We start from the raw sequence: 19787 nt of genomic DNA, 5'->3' as shown, positions 1-19787 counted from the left end.
TTTATGGTTAGCGGGGCGGACCCGAGCAGGAACCGCGCACGACAAGCCCGGCCTGCACGAGTACGCGCCGCACGGCATTCGCGCTTTCCGAGAGCTGCCCGATCAGCAGCTTGGCGGCTTCCATGCCGAGCTGCTCCGCATGCAGCCTGACGCCGGTAAGCGGCGGCGAAAATTCGGGAAACAGCACGGAATCGTCGCTGAAGGCCAGCACCGACAGCTCCCCGGGAATGCGGCGGCGGCACAGCTCCGCCGCTTTGTAGACGCCGAGCGCCATCGTGTCCGAATCGGCGATGACAGCCGTCACGCCGCGGCGCGCCTCCAGCAGCTTCACTACTGTTTCGCGGGCAAAGTCATAGGAAGATAATCCTTCGCTGCCGCTCTCGGGCAGATGATGGACCAGCAGCTCTTTGTCCGGTTCCAGACCTATCGCGCGAAAGGCGTTCCAGTAGCCTGCGGCGCGGTCCGCCGCCACCGTTCGCACGGCGGGCGCGTTCAGAAACAAAATATCCCGGTGCCCCATCCCGAGCAGATGACGTGTGACCAGCTCGGCCATGCCGGCATTGTCGTTGTCAACGTAGCTGATCTGCGACTCGTACGGCTTGGGCGGCCGTCCGATGATGACAACCGGCACGCCGCCGACGATCCGTTCCTCGATTCGGACGTCGCCGCTTTCGGGATCGAGGATGATTTCGCCGTCCACCGGACTCGAGGTCATATGCTCCACTTGCGAGCTGAACGCTTCGGACAGCGAATTGACGAGCAGCCGGTAGCCGTGCGCGTAGCATGCGCTCAGCACGCCGTTCAGCAGCGACAGCTGGAACTGGCCGAATTTGAACGATTCGCCCCGAAGATTCAAGCCGATGATGCGGGTCGAGCGGTTCGCGAGGCTTCTCGCCCAGTAATTCGGCTTGTAGTTCAGCCGTTTGGCCGCCGCCAGCACACGCTCGGTCACTTCCTTGCTGATCGGGCGCTTTCGGCTGAACACGCTCGAAACCGTGCTCTTCGAAACGCCTGACGCCCGGGCGACATCATCGATCGTTGCCAACTTCCTTCTCGCCCTCTTTCCTCTTCGTGCAGCGGCAAACGGAGCTGGCCGATTCCCCATGCTGCACCCCAAGATTAAACCGGTTTTGTCATACCTGTTTAAAACCGGCGTGTTGGTTTTGTAAATCGGAACGAAACGGCGTATTAGTTCTGTAAATCGGAACGAAACGCCGGGGCGGGAGCGGGAAATGGGCGGGTGAACCGCTTGTCGGCCATTAAACCGCTTTAATAACGTTTTCATTGTATTCGCTTCCTTTTTCATATATGACAAAGGGTGTCATGAAGGCTCGGGTATACTTGAATCGTACCGGTACGAATTTTTCGAAGCGGGAGGAGCAGCCTGAGCTATGAAACCTTTGCAAGGAAAAGTGGCGGTTGTGGCCGGAGCGACGCGGGGAGCGGGACGAGGGATCGCGGTGGCGCTCGGCGAAGCGGGAGCCGTCGTTTACTGTACGGGCCGAAGCGTGAGAGGAAATCTGTCCGGGATGAACCGGAAGGAAACGATCGAGGAGACGGCGGAAATGGTGACGGAAGCCGGCGGAACGGGCATTCCGGTCCGGACGGATCACACCGCGGAAGAGGAAGTGAAGGCGCTGTTCGAGCGCGTTGCGGATGAACAGGCGGGAAGGCTGGATATTTTGGTCAACGACATTTGGGGCGGCGATCCGCTTACGGAATGGGGAAAGCCGTTCTGGGAGCATTCGCTTGCGGACGGGCTGCAGATGCAGCGTCTCGCGGTCCGTACGCACATGATTACGAGCCGTTACGGCGCGCCGCTCATGGTCGCCGGAAAGAAGGGACTGCTGATCGAGATTACCGATGGCGTCGATTACCGGTACCGCGGCAATATATATTACAGTTTGGCCAAAATATCGGCGATCCATCTGGCGGAGGCGATGGCGGAGGATTTGCGGCCCTTCGGGGTGACGGCGGTGGCGCTTACCCCCGGTTTTCTCCGATCGGAGGCGATGCTTGATCATTTCGGCGTATCGGAGGACAATTGGAGGAAAGCAGCGCGGACCGACCCGCATTTTCTCATGTCGGAAACGCCGGCGTTTGTCGGGCGGGCGGCGGCCGCATTGGCGGCCGATCCGGACGTGTTCCGCAAAACGGGGCAGGCTCTCAGCAGCTGGTCGCTATCGGACGAATACGGATTTACCGATTGCGACGGAAGCCGCCCGCATTGGGGCAACTATGCGAAGGAGCAGGGATTTTAAGCAGGGGAGGGACGGAATCTGAGAGCGGACCGGCTGATTGCCATTCTGATGTTTCTGCAAAACCGCGGCCGAATGACGTCGCGCGAGCTGGCGGATAAGCTCGAGGTGTCCGAGCGGACCGTTCACCGCGACATGGAGGCGCTGAGCGCGGCCGGCATTCCGGTCGTCGCCGAGCGGGGGAGCGGCGGCGGATGGTCGCTGGCGGAAGGCTACCGGACGGATTTGACCGGGATGAAAAGCAAAGAGATGCAATCGCTGCTTCTCGCTCAGCCCTCTTCCGTCCTGCACGATCTGGGCATGACCGGCGTATTCGAAGGGGCGTTCCGAAAGCTGCTCGCCTCGCTGCCGGAGGCGCTTCGGCAGGAAGCGGAGGTCGTCCGCCGGCGCATTCACGTGGACGGCGCGGGATGGCATGAGGCGGCCGGCGAGCAGGTTCCTTCGCTGCCGCTCGTTCAGGAGGCGGTATGGGCGGAACGTACGCTGCGCTTCCGGTACCGGCGCGGTGATGGGACGGAGTCGGCGGAGCGTATCGTCTGTCCGCTCGGTCTGGTGGCGAAAAACGGCATCTGGTACCTGGTCGCCGCGGCGGATGACGAGGTGCGCACCTTCCGCATTTCGCGCATGAGCGGAGCGGCGATGGGGGACGAACCGTTCGAGCGGCCCGAGCCGTTCGACTTGGCGGCTTACTGGGAGGAATCGACCGCGCGCTTCAAGGCTTCGCTTCCGCGCTATCCGGCCCGGATCCGGGTGCGCGAGGAGAAGCTGGAGCGATTGGCCGCGCACCGGTACGTGAAGCTGGTGAAGGTATCGCCGGCGAATGCCGGCTTCGCGGAGGCGGAAGCCGAATTTAACACGCTGGAGTCCGCCGTCGAAATCCTGCTCGGCTTCGGCGCTTCCGTTGAAGCCGTTGAGCCGGCGGAGCTCCGGGCGGCGGTGCTGGCCGAAGCGCGGGCGATCGTAACGCGGCATGCCGGGAAGTCGGAGCCGGACCGCTGACGTTGCGGTTTAAAACGTAAACTGCAGCTGCTCCACGGCTTCGGGCCGGGAGGACTGCTTTGGTGCAGCCTGCTCCCCAGCGAATTCGTTAATGGTAGCGGCCGCCATTCCGCCGGCCTCGTCCGGACGCACCGCGTCACGGCGCATACCCCTTCCTGCAAATCCGTACCGTTCCAAAAGCTTCTTGGCCAGTTCCATTACACGGTCGGCGTACGCGCGATTGGCGTACGCGCCGGCATACAGGCTGCCGTATGCCCGCAGCAGGTGGGGAAAATGCGTTTCCAGCGTATGCATGTACCACGCCTTCACATCCGGCGACAGCCGCAGCACGGACGCATAGGCGAAGGCGGCGCGGTGCGCTTTGGCGGCGGAAATCAGCTGCTCCAGATCTTTGGCCGAATCGGTCAGGCAGGGAAGGATCGGCGCGATGAAAAGGCCCGCCTTGATGCCGCTGCGGCAGAGCGTCTCGACCGTTTCCAGCCGTTTGGCGGGAAACGGCGACGCGGGCTCCAGCTTGCGGGAGATGTCGGCGCGCAGCGTGTTGATGCTGATGTTGACCGACTCGATGCGCATCGCGGTCAGCACGTCGAGATCGCGCAGAATGAGCGGAGAGCGCGTCGTAATCGAGGTCCGGAGTCGGTATTTGGCCAGCACCTTCAGGCACTCCCGCGTGATGAACGCTTTGCCTTCGACCGGCTGGTACGGGTCGGTGGCCGTTCCGATGGCGACCGTGCCGATTTCGCGCGCCATCGCTTCGAGGCCGCCGCCGTGCCGTTTTAGCTTTTTGGCCAATTGAGCCTCCAGCGCTTCGGCGGCATTTTGCTTGATCGTGATCCGGTTCTGGAATTCGTCGTCCGCTTCCCGCCCGATGAAGCTCTGGAACGCCCGCGCATAGCAGAAGCTGCATCCGTGCGCGCAGCCCCGGTACGGATTGATCGACCAGTCGAACGGCATCGATTTCGCCGTGACGCGGTTCAGCGTCATCTTCGTCTCGACGGGCTCGTAGCTTTTCTTCGCCGCCATCTCGTTTGCCCCCAGTCCACGCAGAACATACGTTCTGTTTTGACCCAGTATACCACATGACCGGCGGCGGAAGCCACCTTCGGGGGAACGGTAAATATTAGGCGCGTGCCCGTCTGCCGAAACCGCGGCGATTCCCGAGACCTCCGCGCTTAGACGCGAAAAGCGAAAACGACCGCCGAGCGCTCCGCGCTTAGACCGTGAAAAACGAAAACGGCATGTGCCCAATGGTCATACGTGCGACAATACCAACCCGCCGTAAGCGAAAGCGGCGAGAATGACGAAGGCGGGATGGATTTTGCGGATGCCCATCGCCCAGAACGCGACGGCCGCAATGCCGAGCGACTGCCAGATGCCGATGCCCTTGATCGTGCCCGCCGCCATCTGCCACGTCAGCACGACCATCATGATCGCGATGACCGGCTGCACGAGCAGCGTCATGCCTTTGACGACGACCGACTGCCGGTATTTGTGCAGCAGGCTGAGCATGAAGATCAGCGCTGCCGCAGACGGGATGGCCGTCGCCGCGAGCGCGGCGATAAGCCCGACCGTTCCGGCCTGGTTGAAGCCGACGAAGGCGGCGATTTTGGTGGCGATCGGTCCGGGCAGCGTGTTGCCGAGCGCCAGCATGTTGGAAAACTGCAAATCGTTCAGCCAGCCGTAATGCGTTACAATTTCCCTGTACATGAGCGGGATCGACGACGGACCGCCACCGTAGCCGAGCGCGTTCGCAAGGAAAAAACCGATGACGATTTTCAGCCACTCCATGTCGACGATTCCCCCTTGCGGCTTTTTCGTTTCAGGCGCCAGGCTTGCAGACGCTCCGTGGTTTTGAAATGAACGGCCCCGTAAGCCAGAAACAGCACGATGACGATGGCCGGGTGAACGGGGACGACCTCCAGCAGCAGGAAAGACACGGCGAACATGGCCGCGCCCATCCATTTGCCCATTCCTTTGACCGTGCGCTGCGCGAACTCGTACGCCATCATGCCGATCATGACGGCGATGACCGGCGTTACGGCATGGATCATGCCGGCGACAATGCGCGATTTGCTCAGCAGCTGCACGATCGACATGAGCGCGATCATCGCCGCCGCGGAGGGAAGAATGTGGGCGAGCATCGCGACGGCCGCGCCGGGCCAGCCTTTTTCCCGGTACCCGAGGTAAGCGGCGATCTTCGTGGCGATCGGCCCCGGCAGCGCGTTCGCGATGGCGAGCACCTCGCCGAACTCCTCGTCCTTCAGCCAGCCGTAGCGGGTCACCGCCTCGTAGCGGATGAGCGGGATGACCGACGGGCCTCCGCCGTAGCCCAGAATCCCGGTCCGCGCCATGGCCGAGGCCAGCTGCCGGTAACGGTTGTCTTTTCCAAATACACTCATATCATAACCTCAATCCCATGCGGCTCTTATGCCGCGTGATCAGTACCTGGCAGTCGACGCTTGTGATGCCCGGCAGCGGGTACAGCTTTTCCTTCAGAAACGATTCCATCTCCTGGTTGTCGGCAAAAAGGCCGTGCATGTGCAGCTTGCTGGGCCCGGTCATATGATACAGGCTCGTCACGGCCGGCTCCTCCGCCAAAATGTCCGCGATTTGCTGCAGCGATTTCGGCTCGACTTCGACGTTGAAAAAGGCCGAAACGGTGATCCCCATTTTCGCGGGATTGACGACCGCCGTAAACCTTTCGATGACGCCCTGCTCGATCAGCGTATTGATCCTGGCCTGAACGGCGACGCGCGAAAGGCCGATTTCCTTGGCCAGATCCGTATACGAGATGCGGGCGTTCGCAAGCAGCTCGCCGATAATTTTCCGGTCGATTTCGTCGATGTGCACGTTCGGGAATTCGGATAAGGACTTGTTCTGCATCGACTTCCCCTCCCAATTGTAATTAAAACGGGAATTTTGATTACCATCTGTTTAAATATAACGGCATACCTATGCAATTTCAATAAAAATTTGCAAATTTCATTGCGAGATATCAAATTGATATTGAACCGCGGCGCTCCGGTATGTTATGTTGATTGACATATAGCGGGAGGGGGGTTTGGGACCATGATAAAACAAGTACCGGCGATCGGAACGGAGACGATGGTCGTCAGTCCGCATTATTTGGCATCGGCGGCCGGTGCCCGCATGTTGGAGAGGGGCGGCAACGCCTTCGACGCGGCGGTGGCGGTCAGCGCCTGCCTGGCCGTCGTTTATCCGCATATGACCGGAATCGGCGGCGATTCCTTCTGGTTGACGTACCAGCCTTCCGAGAAGCGCGTCCGGGGCTACAACGGAAGCGGCCGCTCGGGACAAAAGGCGGTGCGGGAAGCGTTCGCGGACTGCGATCGGATTCCGATCCGCGGCATCCGCGCCGCGCTCACCGTCCCGGGCATGGTCGATGCATGGGATGCGGTGCATCGGACGTACGGGCGTCTGAGCTTTGCGGAGGTGCTTGAGCCCGCCATCGGCTATGCGGCGGACGGGTTTCCGTTGTCGCCGCACCAGCACGCGAATTCGGTACAGGCCGCGGACGTGCTGGCCGCAGCTCCGGAAACGGCCGCTGTCTTTCTGCCGGGCGGCCGCGTGCCCGCGGCCGGCTCGCGGTTCGTTCAGACGCAGCTGGCGCGCACGCTGCGGGAGCTTGCCGGCGGCGGCCGGGACGCCTTCTACAAGGGCGTGATCGCCGCGGAGATCGTCCGGTTCATGGAGCAGAACGGCGGCCTGTTGGACGCCGACGATTTCGCAAGTCACCGCGGCGAATGGGTGACGCCGCTCGTAAGCGGGTACCGCGGGCTCGACGTCTGCCAGATGCCGCCGAATTCGCAGGGCTTTTCCGGGCTGATGGCGCTGAACGTGCTGGAGCGTTTCGACCTTGCCCGCCTCGGACACGGAACGTACGAGTATTATCACCTGCTGGTCGAAGCGCTCAAGCTGAGCTTCCGCGACCGCGACGAGTTCCTCACCGACCCGGCGTTTCGGGATATTCCGCTTGCGCGGCTGCTCAGCAAGGAATATGCGGCGTCGCTTGCCGCCGAGATCCGGATGGACAGGACCGTTGAGCAGGAAGCCCGGCCGGCGGGCAGCGACACGGCTTATGCCGCCGTCGTCGACCGGGACGGGAACGCCGTCTCTTTCATCCAGAGCATCTATTTCGATTTCGGCTCCGGCGTATCGGCGGGCGATACAGGCATTCTGCTGCAAAACCGCGGCTCCTTCTTCTCGCTCGACCCGGAACGCGCCAACTGCCTGGAGCCGCGCAAGCGGTCGTTCCATACGCTGATGCCGGCGATGGCGCTGCAGGGCGGCAAGCCGTACCTGCTGTACGGCACGCAGGGCGGCGAGGGCCAGCCGCAGACGCAAACGGCCATTTTCACGCGCATGGTCGACTTCGGCATGAATCCGCAGCAGGCGGTCAGCGAGCCGCGCTGGGTGTGGGGCCGGACGTGGGGCGAGCCGACGGCGGAGCTGAAGCTGGAGTCGCGCATCGACGCGGCCGTCGCGGAATCGCTTGCCGCCGCCGGCCACCTGGTGCGCATCGTCGGCGCATTGGACGGCGCCATGGGCCACGCCCATGCGATCAAGGCCGACGAGAACGGCTTCCTGCAGGGCGGCGCCGATCCGCGCAGCGACGGGGCCGCCATCGGCTGGTAACAAGCGGCCGCATGCATAAAAACCTCCGGATTTCCTTCCCGTAAGGAAGCCCGGAGGTTTTTTGCCGTGCCGAAAGCCGCGCCGCGGGCGGCTTATTGATGGGCCAGCGCCTGCTTAAACAGCTGCACAAGCTTTAATTTCAGCAGTTCCTGCGCGGAATCGGGCGCTTTGTCAATCAGCGGCGGCAAGGCGGCATTATATTCGGGAAAATGGACAAAATCGCTTCGTCAACGAGGGAATGCATGCTCTTCAGATACTTCAGCCGCAGACGCAGCCTCGGAAAATCGCGGCGAAATCGCCTTTGTCGAAGCCGACCGCGAAATATTCAACGTGGTCTATCTTGATCATATCAGCATGGCAAGGCCAAATTTGATTTTAGCCCGCAGTATCTGGTTGAATGAAGAGGAGAAAGAAATTATTCGCCGCCGGGGCGTCAAGGTGACGCACTGTCCAGGCTCGAATTTGAAGCTGGCTTCGGGCGTGGCGGACATTCCGGATCTGTTCGCGCCTGGCGTGAAGATGAGGCCGGCCAAGACGGTGGGCCCTGCAACAACAATCTCGACATGTTCCAGGAATCGGCTGTCCGCTTACATCCAAAAGGTGAAGCACGGCCCCGGCGCGCTTCAGAAAGGGAAGAAAGATGAATATTACGGGCATTTATTTGGCGGCGGGCGCCGGGTCGAGGCTCGGCGGGAACAAGCCTTCCGCCGAGCTGGCTCCCGGCGTCCGTCTGGGCGGCGCCGGGCTGAGGACCTTCATGGCCGCCGGATTCGAACGCATCGTTCTCGTCGTACGAAGCGGGGATCGGCTGGACTGGCTGCGGGAAGTAACGAACGAGCGCACGCTCGCGCCCGAAATCGCGGTCTGCGCGGATGCGGACAAAGGGATGGCGCAGTCCCTGAAGTGCGGGATCGGCAGAGCGGAGGCCGCCGGCGCGGACGCAGCCGTCGTCATGCTCGCCGATCAGCCCTTCGTCACGGCGGAGCTGCTGCGCGCCCTTGCGGAGAGCCTGCAGGCGGATCCAGGCATCGATTACGCGGCCAGCGGGCATGCGGACGTGGTCGGGCCTCCCGTTCTGCTGACGAAATCGATGTTTGCGGCCGTCCGGAGCCTGGAAGGCGATCAAGGGGCGAGACGGCTGCTGAAGGATTCGAATTTTAGAGGAAAGGTAATCCGGGTTTCCGTCCCGGAACAGCTGATGGACGTGGATACGCCAGAAGATCTGCGGGCTGCCCGCCTGTATGCGGCTGGCCTTAAGTGATTGGGACGGCGTAACGGCCGGGCTTCTTCTTCGCCCAGCCGGAACCCGGCGCAAAAAAACGTATAGGCAACCGCTGTGCCAAGTGGTACACTGAGGTTAACTAAGTTTGGGATTCATCCCAGCGATATGAACCTTCCCGACGATTGAAAAAGCGTATGAAACCGCCGGCCGAATGCATTCGTCGCCGGCGGTTTTCTGCTGCGTTCACGGGGAGTGAAAACGGAGGTTGTACCCGTGATCACATCGGCAGAAACGGCCAAAGAAGTGAAGGCGCAGGCGATCCGGACCGGGACCGTATACTCGATCCTGTTTGCGGTCAGCGCCGTGCACATGCTCAACGATTCCATGCAGTCCGTCGTCAGCGCGTTGTTCCCCGTTCTCGAAGAATCGCTCCATTTGAACTTTACGCAGGTGGGCTGGATCGCCTTTACGCTGAACATGACCTCGTCGGTCATGCAGCCGGCCGTCGGCATCGTCTCCGACAAGCGGCCGTCACCATGGATGCTCCCGGTCGGCATGGCCATGAGCATGCTCGGGATGGCCGGTCTCGCGTATGCGCCCGGCTTCCTGATGCTCATTGTGGCCACCGTCTTCGTCGGCCTCGGCTCGGCGGTGTTTCACCCTGAAGGCTCGCGGGTCGTCTATTTCGCCGCGGGCGCCCGCCGGGGACTTTCCCAGTCGATCTACCAGGTCGGGGGGAACTTCGGCCAGTCGCTGGCGCCGCTGATGACGATGTTCATCTTCCTGCCGCTCGGGCAGCGCGGAGCCGTCTGGGGCACGATCCTTGCGGCTTTTGCCATCATCATTTCACTGAAAGTGATGCCCTGGTACGCTTCGCAGCTCGCCGAGCACGGCAAGCCGGTCAAGCGGAAGCCGGCCGCGGGCGAACGGCTGGCGCAGTCGAAGGAAAGCCGCACGATCGCCTTCGCGCTCGGTCTGCTCATTCTGATCGTTTTCGCCCGTTCGTGGTACGGCGCGGCGATCGGCACCTTTTACCAGTTTTATACGATGGATGTTTACGGGTTATCGAAGGAAGCGGCTCAAATTCCGCTGTTTCTGTTCATGGCGGCGGGCGTGGCCGGCACCTTCTTCGGCGGGATGATGGCCGACCGCTTCGGACGGAAAAACATGATGTTCTACTCCATTGCGGGGTCCGCGCCGTTTGCGCTGCTCCTGCCGCACCTCCCGCTCGCATGGATGTACCCGCTGATCGTCGTGCTCGGCTTTATTTTGCAGTCCGGCTTCTCGGTCAGTGTCGTCTATGCGCAGGAGCTGCTGCCGGGTAACGTCGGCATGGCCTCGGGGCTGATCACCGGGCTTGCCTTCGGGATGGGCGCGCTGGGCGCGGTCATTCTCGGCAAAATGGCGGACGTCTACGGCCTTGCCGACGTCATGATCTGGTGCAGCGTGCTGCCGGTGCTCGGCATCCTCGCCGTCTTTATGCCGTCGGACCGGAAGCGGCCGTCCGTACAATAAGATCGGGAAAAACAAGCCTTGGCGGCGGCGCCAAGGCTTATTTTTTCCAAAATATAAGTTCCGAAGTGACCCTTCTTATAATTCCAAGCGAAGAAATGGCTAATACGCCATAGACGGCGTCAGCCGTTTCTTCTTGCTTTGCCCGGAGCCGGGCTGCCTCTTTCAATGAACCTCCACGGTATGGACGAACGCCGCGTCCTGGATGAGCGGCAGCAGCTGCTCGGCCTCCATGCCGGCGGGCATTCGCACCGTAATGTCCAATTGAATGTCCGAGACGCCTTTTTCCGCATGAAAGGTTAAAATCGCGACGTCCTTGCCGCGCAGCAGCTGCTCGATGCGGCCGACGGCGCCGGGCTCGTTCGCCAGACGGATGGCGAGCTGATCGGTCTTCGGCGTGGCGAGCCAGCTGAAATGGCTGTGCAGCAGCAGCTGCGCGGCAACGATCAGCACGGTCACGCCGATGCCGATGACGAACAGGCCCGAGCCGATCGCCATGCCGATGCCGGCAGTCGCCCATAAGCCCGCGGCGGTCGTCAGGCCTTTAACCGTCTGCCGCTGCATGAAAATCATGCCCGCGCCGAGAAAGCCGATGCCGCTGACGACCTGCGCCGCCACCCGCGACGGATCGAGCGCAACCGAGGCGGAACCGGTCATATCTCCGAAGCCGTATTTGGACACCACCATCATGAGAGCCGCCCCGATCGCGACGACGAAGTGCGTTCGTATGCCCGCTTCCTTCATCCGGCTTTTCCGTTCGTAGCCGATCACGATGCCGCAGACACCGGCCAAAACGATCCGCAGCAAGTACTCGTATTCCATGATGACATCCCGCCTTTCGACATGCTCGTGCCGCGAATGCGCCTTCATTTATCTTATCACAATCCGCTTTGAACGGGAGCCATGACGTTTGCCTGATTATTGGCCGTTTCGGCCCGGACCGCACTGTGCTACACTCTCTTTGACGGAAGGAGGAGAAGAAAGAAGTGCGCGTGCTGTTCAGGCAGCCCGGCGAAACGGGCGAGATTACGGTTTGCGAAACGGCGGAGCTGTACAGCGAAAAAGGCCGCTTCCGGGTGCTGCAGTTTGCGGACGGGGCGGTGCAGGGAGCGATCGATCTGGACCGGCCGGAACGCATCGTGCTCGAGTATCCGCAGGCGATCCTGCATTTGATGGCTTGCGGCGATCCCGCTTACGAGGACGTTTTTCTTATCGGGCACGGCATCGGGACGATTGCCGGGCACGCGGCCGGGAAGCGGGTAAAGTCCGCGGAGCTGGACGGAACCATAGCGGAGCTGAGCCGGACGTATTTCGGATTCCGCGGGGATCGCGTACATATCGGCGACGGGCGCCGCCTGCTCGAACGGGAGCGGGCGAATGCGTACGATTATATCGTCGTGGATGCGTTTACGGAGAAAGGCACGCCGGCTCATCTAACATCGGAGGAGTTTTTTGCGCTGGCCGGCGGCAAGCTCGATGCGGACGGGGCGGTCATCCTGAACCTCGCAGGGAAAGGAGCGGACGATCCGCGGATTCATGCCGTTTATATGTCGCTCGGCGCGGTGTTCGCTTATACGAAAGCGTTTGCTCTGCCGAAGGACGGGGCTGCCGGGCTCCAAAACATCCTCTTGATGGGCAGCCGCCGCCCGATTGTTTATCGTGCGCGCCGGATGGCGGGTTTTGCTGAAATCCGGATCGGCGCAGGGCTGTACTGATGCGAGATACGACAAAAAAAGACGGACGTGAATTGAAGGAGGTTAACGGTTATGCTGAGGTATGCAGAGATGACCGAGGACAAGCGGATCCGGCGGCTCGCTTTTCCGAACGGGCGCATCCGCATGGTGCTCGATACGGATACGTACAACGAAATCGACGACCAGTTCGCCATCGCGTATGCGGTCAAATCCCCGGAAAGGTTGAAGATCGAAGCGTTCTATGCGGCGCCGTTCCATAACGAGCTGTCGAGCGGACCGGAGGACGGCATGGAGAAGAGCTACCGGGAGCTGCACAAAATCGCATCGCTGCTGCCGGAAATGTCCGGCACCCCGATCCTTCGTGGCTCCACGGCGTACTTGCCGGGCCCCGATACGCCTGTGGAAAGCGAGGCGGCGCGCGATTTGGTCCGGCGGGCGATGGCTTCGCCGGATGACGACCCGCTCTACGTCGTCGCGATCGGGGCGATTACCAATATCGCCTCGGCGATTGCCATGGAGCCGCGCATTGCCGGGAAGATCGTCATCGTCTGGCTCGGCGGAAATGCGCTTCATTGGCCGGACACGAACGAGTTTAATTTGGCGCAGGACCTTCACGCTTCGCGCATCGTATTGGACAGCGGCGTTCCGCTCGTGCTGATTCCGTGTATGGGCGCAGCCTCCCATTTGCTGACGACGCTTTCGGAAATGCGCGATTATGTGCGGGGTAGCGGCCAGCTCGGCGATTATTTATACGAGACGTACAAAGCATGCAGCGCGGACCATTTCGGCTATTCCCGCGTTATCTGGGATATTTCGGCGGTCGCGTGGCTGCTGAACGACGGCTGGTGCCCGAGCTCGCTCGTCCACAGCCCGGTGCTCTCCGCGGACTTTCGCTGGAGCGCCGACCCTACGCGGCACCTGATTCGCGTTGTCCGCCATATTCACCGCGACCAGGTGTTCACCGATCTGTTCGGCAAACTGCGGAACGCGGACTGACCGTAACCCGCATTGCCGCCATGCCTTTTTGCCTGGGTTAAAACGCATCCCCCCGCCTGACAAGGCGGGCCGCTGAGTTAGGCAGCCCAGTCGGAACGCTTTCGGCTGTACGTGAAGCCGCCGCCGGGTCCCCCGGCGAATGCAGCAATTTCAGCTTAGTTTCAATGGAATCGCGCTCGAAAGAGACAGCGCCAAACGTACTTGTACGCTTGGGGCTGTCTTTTTTTGTGTCGTGAAAACACACCCGTTTGCCCGCCCTGGCGAAGCCTTGCGCCCGGGTTCCCGCCGTAGGCAGGGAGAAAGGGAATCTGTGGAAAGTGAACCGGACATAACGGATCAATTGGCAGCTCCGCCATATCCTGCTAAGGGAGGAAAAAGGTCAAAATTCACGACATCCGGCTGCGAAATCCAACGAATAATGTCGCAATTTTGAATAAAATGAATCCACAAATTCCTAATGCGGGCATCGAGGCCTATATGTTAAATTATTGGGTACATCTGAGTCCTGCAATGTGACGAAATCTGACGTGAAGGAGCGGATGAATAAGAAAAATCGGAGTGAACGGACCCTACAAAAATCGGTTGTGAAAGCGAATACAAAAAAGGAGGAATAACATGTTTTCCTTGCTGATCGTAGAGGACGAGCGTTGGATTCGAAAAGGGCTGTGCGGGACGATCGACTGGGAGGCCGAAGGCATCCGCCTGATGGGCGAGGCAGCGGACGGCGAGGAGGCGCTCCGGATGGTCGAATTGCACGCGCCGGACATCATCATTACCGACATCGTCATGCCCGTTATGGACGGTATCGCTTTGCTGCAAGAGCTGAGGAAGCAGAAGCTGGAAACGAAGGTGATCATCATGAGCGGCTACAGCGAATTCGAGTATGCGCGGGACGCGCTGAAAAACGGGGCGTTCGACTATATCCTCAAGCCTTTTCAGGAGGAAAGTATCCTGGACGTCGTTCGGCGCTGCGTGCGCGAGCTGAAGCAGGAACGGGCGAAGGAGGCGGAGCTGCACACGCTCGCCCGGTCGGCACGCGAATCGATGCTGCTCGCCAGGCAGCGGCTGTTCGACATGCTGCTCTCGCGCGAGCCGTATACGGCCGGCAGGCTGGAGGAGCAGCTGCGCGCGCTGCGGCTCGATCTCGATCCGCGCGCAATTCGCGCCTTCGCCGTTAAGGTGACGGATTGGGGGAGGAAGGCGGAGACGGCCCGCGACCGAGCGCTCATCCTATACGCCCTGGGCAACATAATGGAAGAAACGGGGCGCCGCTTCGGTCCCCTGCTGGCCATCCCGCTCGCGGAACGGAAAAGCGCCGGCGAAGCCGATCTCGCCCTGCTCCAGTCCGAATCGCCTCCGGCCGGCCTTGCGGAACCGGCTATCGCTTCCAGGCTGCCGTGGCTGATTGCCCAAGCCGGCCAGATGCTCGGCATCCGGATCGCCATCGGCTATTCGGAGAGGGAGGCTGATCTCGCCCAGCTTCCGGAGCTTTACGAGGAGGCGCTGCACGGCGTCTCTTTCTGGTTTTACGACGGCGGAGGCATTGCGAAAGGCGCTCCTTCGCAGCAAGCGGGCGCGCCTTATTTCGGCCCCGCCGGCTGGGACACGCGCTTCGCATCCGCGCTGAAGGCGGGCGACGCCAAGCTGCAGGAGCAGCTGGTCCGCGAGCTCGTCGCGCATGTACACGCCGAGCGGGAGCGTTACCTTCCTTTGACGGTCATCCGAGGCTTAAGGCTGCTGTTTCAAAATGTCAACGCCAAGCAAAATTCGCATCTTTGCCGCCGCCCTTCAACCGAAGAGCAGGCCGTTTCCTTCCGCCTTCCGCTGTGCACGTTGAGCGGGCTTGAGGAGGCGCTGCTCGCCGAGCTGCGCCGGCAGCGTCCGGAGAGCCGGCCGCAGCGCAGCCGCAAATGGATTATCGAGCGGGCGCTGCAGTATATGGATCAGCACCGGGACGAGCCGGTCACCCTGGGCGACGTAGCCGAGCATCTCTATTTGAACCACTCCTACTTCAGCAAAATATTCCACGAAGAAATGGGCGAAACGTTCAGCAAATATATCGTCCGGTCGCGCATCGAGCGGGCGAAGCAGCTGCTGAAGGAAACCACGCTCAAAATTTACGAAATTTCCGCCGCCGTCGGCTACACCGACGTTCGTCATTTCACGAAAGTATTCAAGGAGCTGGAAGGGATACCCCCGGTTCAGTTCCGCGAGCACGGACTGTAAGGGGGCGGCCGGAGGATGAAATGGCTGCCGAAATTTCAATGGACGTCCGTCGGACACCGCTTGTTTTTTCTCTGTTTTGTGGGCATTTCCGTCAGCATCGCGATCATGGGCTTTTATTTTTACAACAAATCGACCCGCATCATTCAGGAGAAGGTCGGCTCCATTACGCAGCAGGCGATCCGGCAGTCGGGCGAGCGTCTCGACCTGATCATGGAGGAATACAGCACCAGATCCTTCTATTTATTAGGAAGCAAGAAGCTGCAGCAAAGCATTAAAGACGATTTCACGGACAATTACGAGCGGGACGAGACGAACAAAGAAATCGGCGATTTTATCGCCAACCTGCTCAATTCGAAAAATGATTTGGTCAACCTGTACATTTTCGGCGAATATGCGAATTCGTACAAATATTCGACCGGCTACAGTCCGATTCCGGCCCCGACGGCTGCGATCCGGTCGCAGGCGTGGTATCGGGACATCATTCGCGGGGACGGCCGCGTCGTCTGGTTCGGCATGCGGAAATCGCTGGTTCCAAAGCCTTGGGCGGACGACCGCTGGCAGGGGCCTGTATTCTGCTTCGGCCGGGCGATCAAGGACATGAACAATCTCAACCGGATCATCGGCGTCATGCTGATCGAAATCGATCCGGCAACCATTTTGTCGCAAATTAATTTGGGCGATTCGGGCAGCACGATGATCGTGGACGGGAACAACCGGATCGTCGGCAACCGGGACAGCCGCATGCTGCTGCAAACGATTCCGTTCCGGCTGTCCGGCCAGGATTCCCGGATCGAAACGAAGAAGATCGGGCGCGAACGGATGATGGTTATGCACGCCGGACTGTCGAACGGCTGGAAGCTGGTCGGCCTCGTGCCTGCGGAAGAGCTCGTTCAGGAATCGCGGATGGTGGGGCGGTTTACGCTTTATTTGGCCGCCGGATTTATGACCGTGGCCGTCGGGTACGCCCTGTTCGCGGCGTGGCAGCTCAACAAGCCGGTGCAGCAGCTGCTGCGGGGCATGCAGGAAGCAAAGAAGGGCAATTTCGAGATTCAGATCAGCGCCCACCGCAAGGATGAATTCGGCATTTTGTCCCGCGGCTTCAATGGGATGATCGCGCGGATCAAAGCTTTGATCGACGAGCTGTACGTGCAGCGCCTGCTGCAGCAGGAACTCCAGCTCAAGATGTTCGCCTCCCAGATGAACGCCCATTTCTTGTACAACACGCTCGATTCGATTCGCTGGATATCGAAAATTTACAAGGTGGACGAGATCGGCACGATGATTTTTTCCTTGTCCAATTATTTCCGGGCGAGTCTCAGCGAAGGCCGGGAGTTTGTCAAGGTGAGCGAAATTATGACGCTGATCGACAACTATTTCGAGATCCAGAAAATCCGCTTCGGGGACCGGATCGAAACGTCCGTCTCCGCCGACCGGGAGCTGGCGGAATGCGAGGTGCTGAAGTTCGCGTTCCAGCCGATCGTGGAGAACGCCATTTTCCATGGGCTGGAGAAGAAGCGGGGCAAGGGCAGCGTCGCCATCGCGTGGAACCGGGTCGGGGATAACCTGCAGTTTGTCGTCACCGACGACGGTGTCGGCATAACCCCGGGCAAATTGAACGAAATCCGGGAAGCGCTGAAGGATGGCGAAAAGAACCGGGAGGGCAGCAATTTTGCGCTGAAAAACATCAATTCCCTCATTAAATTGATTTACGGCAGCGGGTTCGGACTCGAGATCGAGAGCGTGCTCGGCGCGGGCACGAAGGTGACGGTGCTGCTGCCGATGAACAGAAAATGACAAAATCACACCCGGTAAAAACAAAAATCACCTGCCATACAGGACCAAAGTAAGCCTTTACAATAAGAAAGAAGCATTCGAAACCAAAAGGGAGGATCTTCATGATCAATCGGAAACCGTTCATTCTTTTTTCCACTACGCTCTTGACGGCCGCAGTAGCGCTTTCGGGATGCGGCAGCGGCGGCAACTCCGCCGAAGGAGGCACGTCGGACAGCGGAGGCAGCAGCGGAAAGAGCGGCGAACAGACGACGACCGTCGATTTCTGGGTCAACTGGGGCGGCGATTTCAAGAACGATTACCAGAAATATGTCATTGACGAATTCGAAAAAACCCATCCGAATATTAAGGTGAAAATGACCTACGTCGAGGGGACGGACAAGCTGCTGACGTCGATTGCCGGCGGCAATCCGCCGGATGTCGCGCAGCTCGACCGGTTTATGGTCGGCTCCTGGGCCGCCAAAGGCTCGCTTGAGGATCTGTCGCCGCTGATCGACCGGGACGGAATCAACAAGGACGATTATTACCCCGGCGTATGGGCGGAAGCGACTTACAACAACAAGGTGTACGCGCTGCCTTGGGGAACGGACGCCCGGGCGCTTTATTATAACAAAACGCTGATGCAGAAAGCGGGCCTCGACCCGAACAAGCCGCCGAAAACGATGGACGAGCTGGACGCGATGTCGGCAAAAATGTTCAAAAAAGCCGGCGGCGGCAAATACGACGAAATCGGCTTCATTCCCTGGATGAACCAAGGCTTTATTTATACGTACGGCTGGGCGTTCGGCGGCAAATTCGAAGAAAACGGCCAGCTGACGCCGAACAATCCGGAGAACGTCAAGGCGCTGGAATGGATGGTCAGCTACGCGAAGAAGTACAATATCGCAACCTTGTCGAGCTTCTCCAACGCGATGGGCCAAACCGGCATCAATCCGTTCTGGACCGGCAAAGTCGGCTTTATCGTCGACGGCAACTGGATCCTGAACGATTTGGCGAAAATGAAGCCGAACTTCGAATGGGGCGTGACGCCGATTCCGTCGCCGGCAGGGCTGCCGTCCACGACCTGGTCCGGCGGGTTCTCGTACGCGATTCCGAAAGGCGCCAAGCATAAGGAAGCGGCATGGGAGCTGATGAAATTTATCGCCGGCCATGACGGAACGCTCCTTTGGGCGAAGCGTCCGGACGGCACGAACGATATTACCGCAATGCCGAAGGTCAACGAAGAGCTGAAGATGGACCAGAACCCGAACCTGAAGGTGTTCCTTGACCTGATGCCGACGGCGAAATTCCGCCCGGTCACGCCGGTCGGCCAGAAGCTGTGGGACGAACTGGCCCGGGTGCAGGATCTCGCGATCAACGGCAAGGGCCAGCCGCAAGCGCTGCTGGATGAAGTGAAGAAGAACGTGGATAACGAACTGGCAAAAGTATCTCAACCGCAATCCTGACGTCCCTGGCGTTCCGGAGAAAGGAGACGAAAATGGCCGCAAACGACAATGTGGCAGGCACGGTCAAAACCGTTCGGGCAGCCAAGCGAGGGTCCTCCTCGTACGAGCGAAAAATGTCGTTGTACGGCTTCCTGTTCGCTCTGCCATGGATACTCGGCATTCTCATATTCAGCGCCTATCCGCTCGTGATGTCGATTTATTACAGCTTTACGACGTACAGCATTCTCGACCCGGGGCAATGGGTTGGCGGCGGTAACTACAAGGATCTCATGGCCGACGGCACGTTCTGGATCAGTATTTACAATACGCTGTACTATACATTCATTTCCGTGCCGCTTAACATTCTGGTCGGCGTCGGCCTGGCGCTGATGCTGAATACGAAGATTCGGGGACAAGGCATCTACCGGACGATCTTCTTTCTGCCCAGCCTCGTTCCCGCCGTCGCGACGACGATCATTTGGCTCTGGCTGCTCAATCCGCAGTTCGGTCTGGTCAACTATTGGCTGGAGAAGATCGGCATTTCCGGACCGGGCTGGCTCGGCGACGAGCATTGGTCCAAGCCGTCGCTCATTCTGATGGGCGTATGGGGCGTGGGGCAGGCGATCGTCATCTACCTGGCCGGGCTGCAGGATATCCCGCAGGATTATTACGATGCGGCGGAGGTGGACGGCGCAGGCACGGCGCTGAAGCTGCGCCATATCACGCTTCCGCTCATGACGCCGGTTATCTTCTTTAACCTCATCATGGGCACGATCGGCGCCATGCAAAATTTCGTCCTGCCGTATACGCTGACGAACGGTACCGGTTCGCCGGCTAACTCGCTGACGATGTACGTCATGTATTTGTACCAGAACGCCTTCAATTATTTGAAGATGGGGTATGCTTCGGCCATGGCGTGGATTCTGTTCCTCATTGTGGCTTTGCTGACGGTGCTCATATTCATCACGCAGAAACGCTGGGTCCATTACCAGGGAAAGGAATGAGCCGC

Annotated in this window: 17 protein-coding genes and 1 pseudogene; 12 read left to right on the top strand and 6 right to left on the bottom strand. The window is 60.1% G+C overall.

Features of this window, described 5'->3' with window-relative positions:
* Window positions 1–7: 7 nt before the first annotated feature.
* Window positions 8–1045, bottom strand: coding sequence for a LacI family DNA-binding transcriptional regulator (locus tag PD282_RS23220; protein WP_274653622.1), 1038 nt, complete (start codon window positions 1043–1045; stop codon window positions 8–10).
* 346 nt (window positions 1046–1391) lie between these two features.
* Between PD282_RS23220 and PD282_RS23215 the strand changes: the two genes are divergently transcribed.
* Window positions 1392–2261 carry an SDR family oxidoreductase gene (locus tag PD282_RS23215; protein ID WP_274653620.1) on the top strand — a complete coding sequence of 290 codons (870 nt, stop codon included), beginning with the start codon at window positions 1392–1394 and terminating at the stop codon, window positions 2259–2261.
* Window positions 2262–2279: 18 nt separating this feature from the next.
* A complete protein-coding gene (locus PD282_RS23210; protein WP_274655430.1) occupies window positions 2280–3257 on the top strand; it encodes a helix-turn-helix transcriptional regulator in 978 nt (325 codons plus the stop codon).
* Window positions 3258–3266: 9 nt separating this feature from the next.
* On the opposite strand, the gene PD282_RS23205 is transcribed toward PD282_RS23210, so the two are convergent.
* From PD282_RS23205 to PD282_RS23190, 4 genes are all read right to left on the bottom strand, one after another.
* Window positions 3267–4280 carry an SPL family radical SAM protein gene (locus PD282_RS23205; protein ID WP_274653619.1) on the bottom strand — a complete coding sequence of 338 codons (1014 nt, stop codon included), beginning with the start codon at window positions 4278–4280 and terminating at the stop codon, window positions 3267–3269.
* Between the two features lie 228 nt (window positions 4281–4508).
* Complete coding sequence (locus tag PD282_RS23200) at window positions 4509–5045, bottom strand: chromate efflux transporter ChrA (protein WP_274653617.1); 537 nt, start codon at window positions 5043–5045, stop codon at window positions 4509–4511.
* Window positions 5033–5656 (bottom strand): chromate efflux transporter ChrB, encoded by a 624-nt coding sequence (locus PD282_RS23195; RefSeq protein ID WP_274653616.1) that lies wholly within the window; start codon window positions 5654–5656, stop codon window positions 5033–5035. Before PD282_RS23195 ends, PD282_RS23200 begins: the two co-directional genes overlap by 13 nt.
* Before the next feature lies 1 nt (window position 5657).
* Complete coding sequence (locus PD282_RS23190) at window positions 5658–6140, bottom strand: chromate efflux transcriptional regulator ChrS (protein ID WP_274653614.1); 483 nt, start codon at window positions 6138–6140, stop codon at window positions 5658–5660.
* 186 nt (window positions 6141–6326) lie between these two features.
* Between PD282_RS23190 and ggt the strand changes: the two genes are divergently transcribed.
* The 4 genes and pseudogenes from ggt to PD282_RS23170 all read left to right on the top strand — a co-directional run bounded on the left by ggt (window position 6327) and on the right by PD282_RS23170 (window position 10650).
* Window positions 6327–7913: a gamma-glutamyltransferase gene (ggt, locus tag PD282_RS23185; RefSeq protein WP_274653612.1), complete on the top strand. Its 1587-nt coding sequence runs from the start codon at window positions 6327–6329 to the stop codon at window positions 7911–7913.
* A 273-nt stretch (window positions 7914–8186) separates the two neighbouring features.
* A pseudogene (locus PD282_RS23180) lies at window positions 8187–8537 on the top strand (amidohydrolase family protein); the annotation flags it as partial.
* Between the two features lie 16 nt (window positions 8538–8553).
* The gene (locus PD282_RS23175) at window positions 8554–9174 is read left to right on the top strand and encodes a nucleotidyltransferase family protein (protein ID WP_274653611.1); all 621 of its coding nucleotides are present in this window, start codon (window positions 8554–8556) and stop codon (window positions 9172–9174) included.
* 234 nt (window positions 9175–9408) lie between these two features.
* A complete protein-coding gene (locus tag PD282_RS23170) occupies window positions 9409–10650 on the top strand; it encodes an MFS transporter (protein ID WP_274653609.1) in 1242 nt (413 codons plus the stop codon).
* 162 nt (window positions 10651–10812) lie between these two features.
* Here the strand turns inward: PD282_RS23170 and PD282_RS23165 are convergent, their stop codons facing one another.
* Window positions 10813–11469 (bottom strand): MgtC/SapB family protein, encoded by a 657-nt coding sequence (locus tag PD282_RS23165; protein ID WP_274653607.1) that lies wholly within the window; start codon window positions 11467–11469, stop codon window positions 10813–10815.
* 164 nt (window positions 11470–11633) lie between these two features.
* Between PD282_RS23165 and PD282_RS23160 the strand changes: the two genes are divergently transcribed.
* From PD282_RS23160 to PD282_RS23135, 6 genes are all read left to right on the top strand, one after another.
* On the top strand, window positions 11634–12362 hold the full coding sequence (locus tag PD282_RS23160; protein WP_274653605.1) for a spermidine synthase: 729 nt from the start codon (window positions 11634–11636) through the stop codon (window positions 12360–12362).
* 51 nt (window positions 12363–12413) lie between these two features.
* Window positions 12414–13337 (top strand): nucleoside hydrolase, encoded by a 924-nt coding sequence (locus PD282_RS23155; protein ID WP_274653603.1) that lies wholly within the window; start codon window positions 12414–12416, stop codon window positions 13335–13337.
* A gap of 615 nt (window positions 13338–13952) precedes the next feature.
* Window positions 13953–15563: a response regulator gene (locus PD282_RS23150; protein ID WP_274653601.1), complete on the top strand. Its 1611-nt coding sequence runs from the start codon at window positions 13953–13955 to the stop codon at window positions 15561–15563.
* Window positions 15564–15578: 15 nt separating this feature from the next.
* Window positions 15579–17357, top strand: coding sequence for a cache domain-containing sensor histidine kinase (locus PD282_RS23145; protein WP_274653598.1), 1779 nt, complete (start codon window positions 15579–15581; stop codon window positions 17355–17357).
* A 101-nt stretch (window positions 17358–17458) separates the two neighbouring features.
* A complete protein-coding gene (locus PD282_RS23140; protein WP_274653597.1) occupies window positions 17459–18799 on the top strand; it encodes an ABC transporter substrate-binding protein in 1341 nt (446 codons plus the stop codon).
* Window positions 18800–18831: 32 nt separating this feature from the next.
* Complete coding sequence (locus tag PD282_RS23135; RefSeq protein ID WP_274653595.1) at window positions 18832–19782, top strand: carbohydrate ABC transporter permease; 951 nt, start codon at window positions 18832–18834, stop codon at window positions 19780–19782.
* Window positions 19783–19787 lie beyond the last annotated feature (5 nt).

It is taken from the genome of Paenibacillus humicola (genome assembly GCF_028826105.1).
GTDB classification, from domain to species: Bacteria; Bacillota; Bacilli; order Paenibacillales; family Paenibacillaceae; genus Paenibacillus_Z; species Paenibacillus_Z humicola.
Note: the sequence above shows the minus strand (reverse complement) of the source record. Positions and strands in the feature narration are given on the sequence as shown.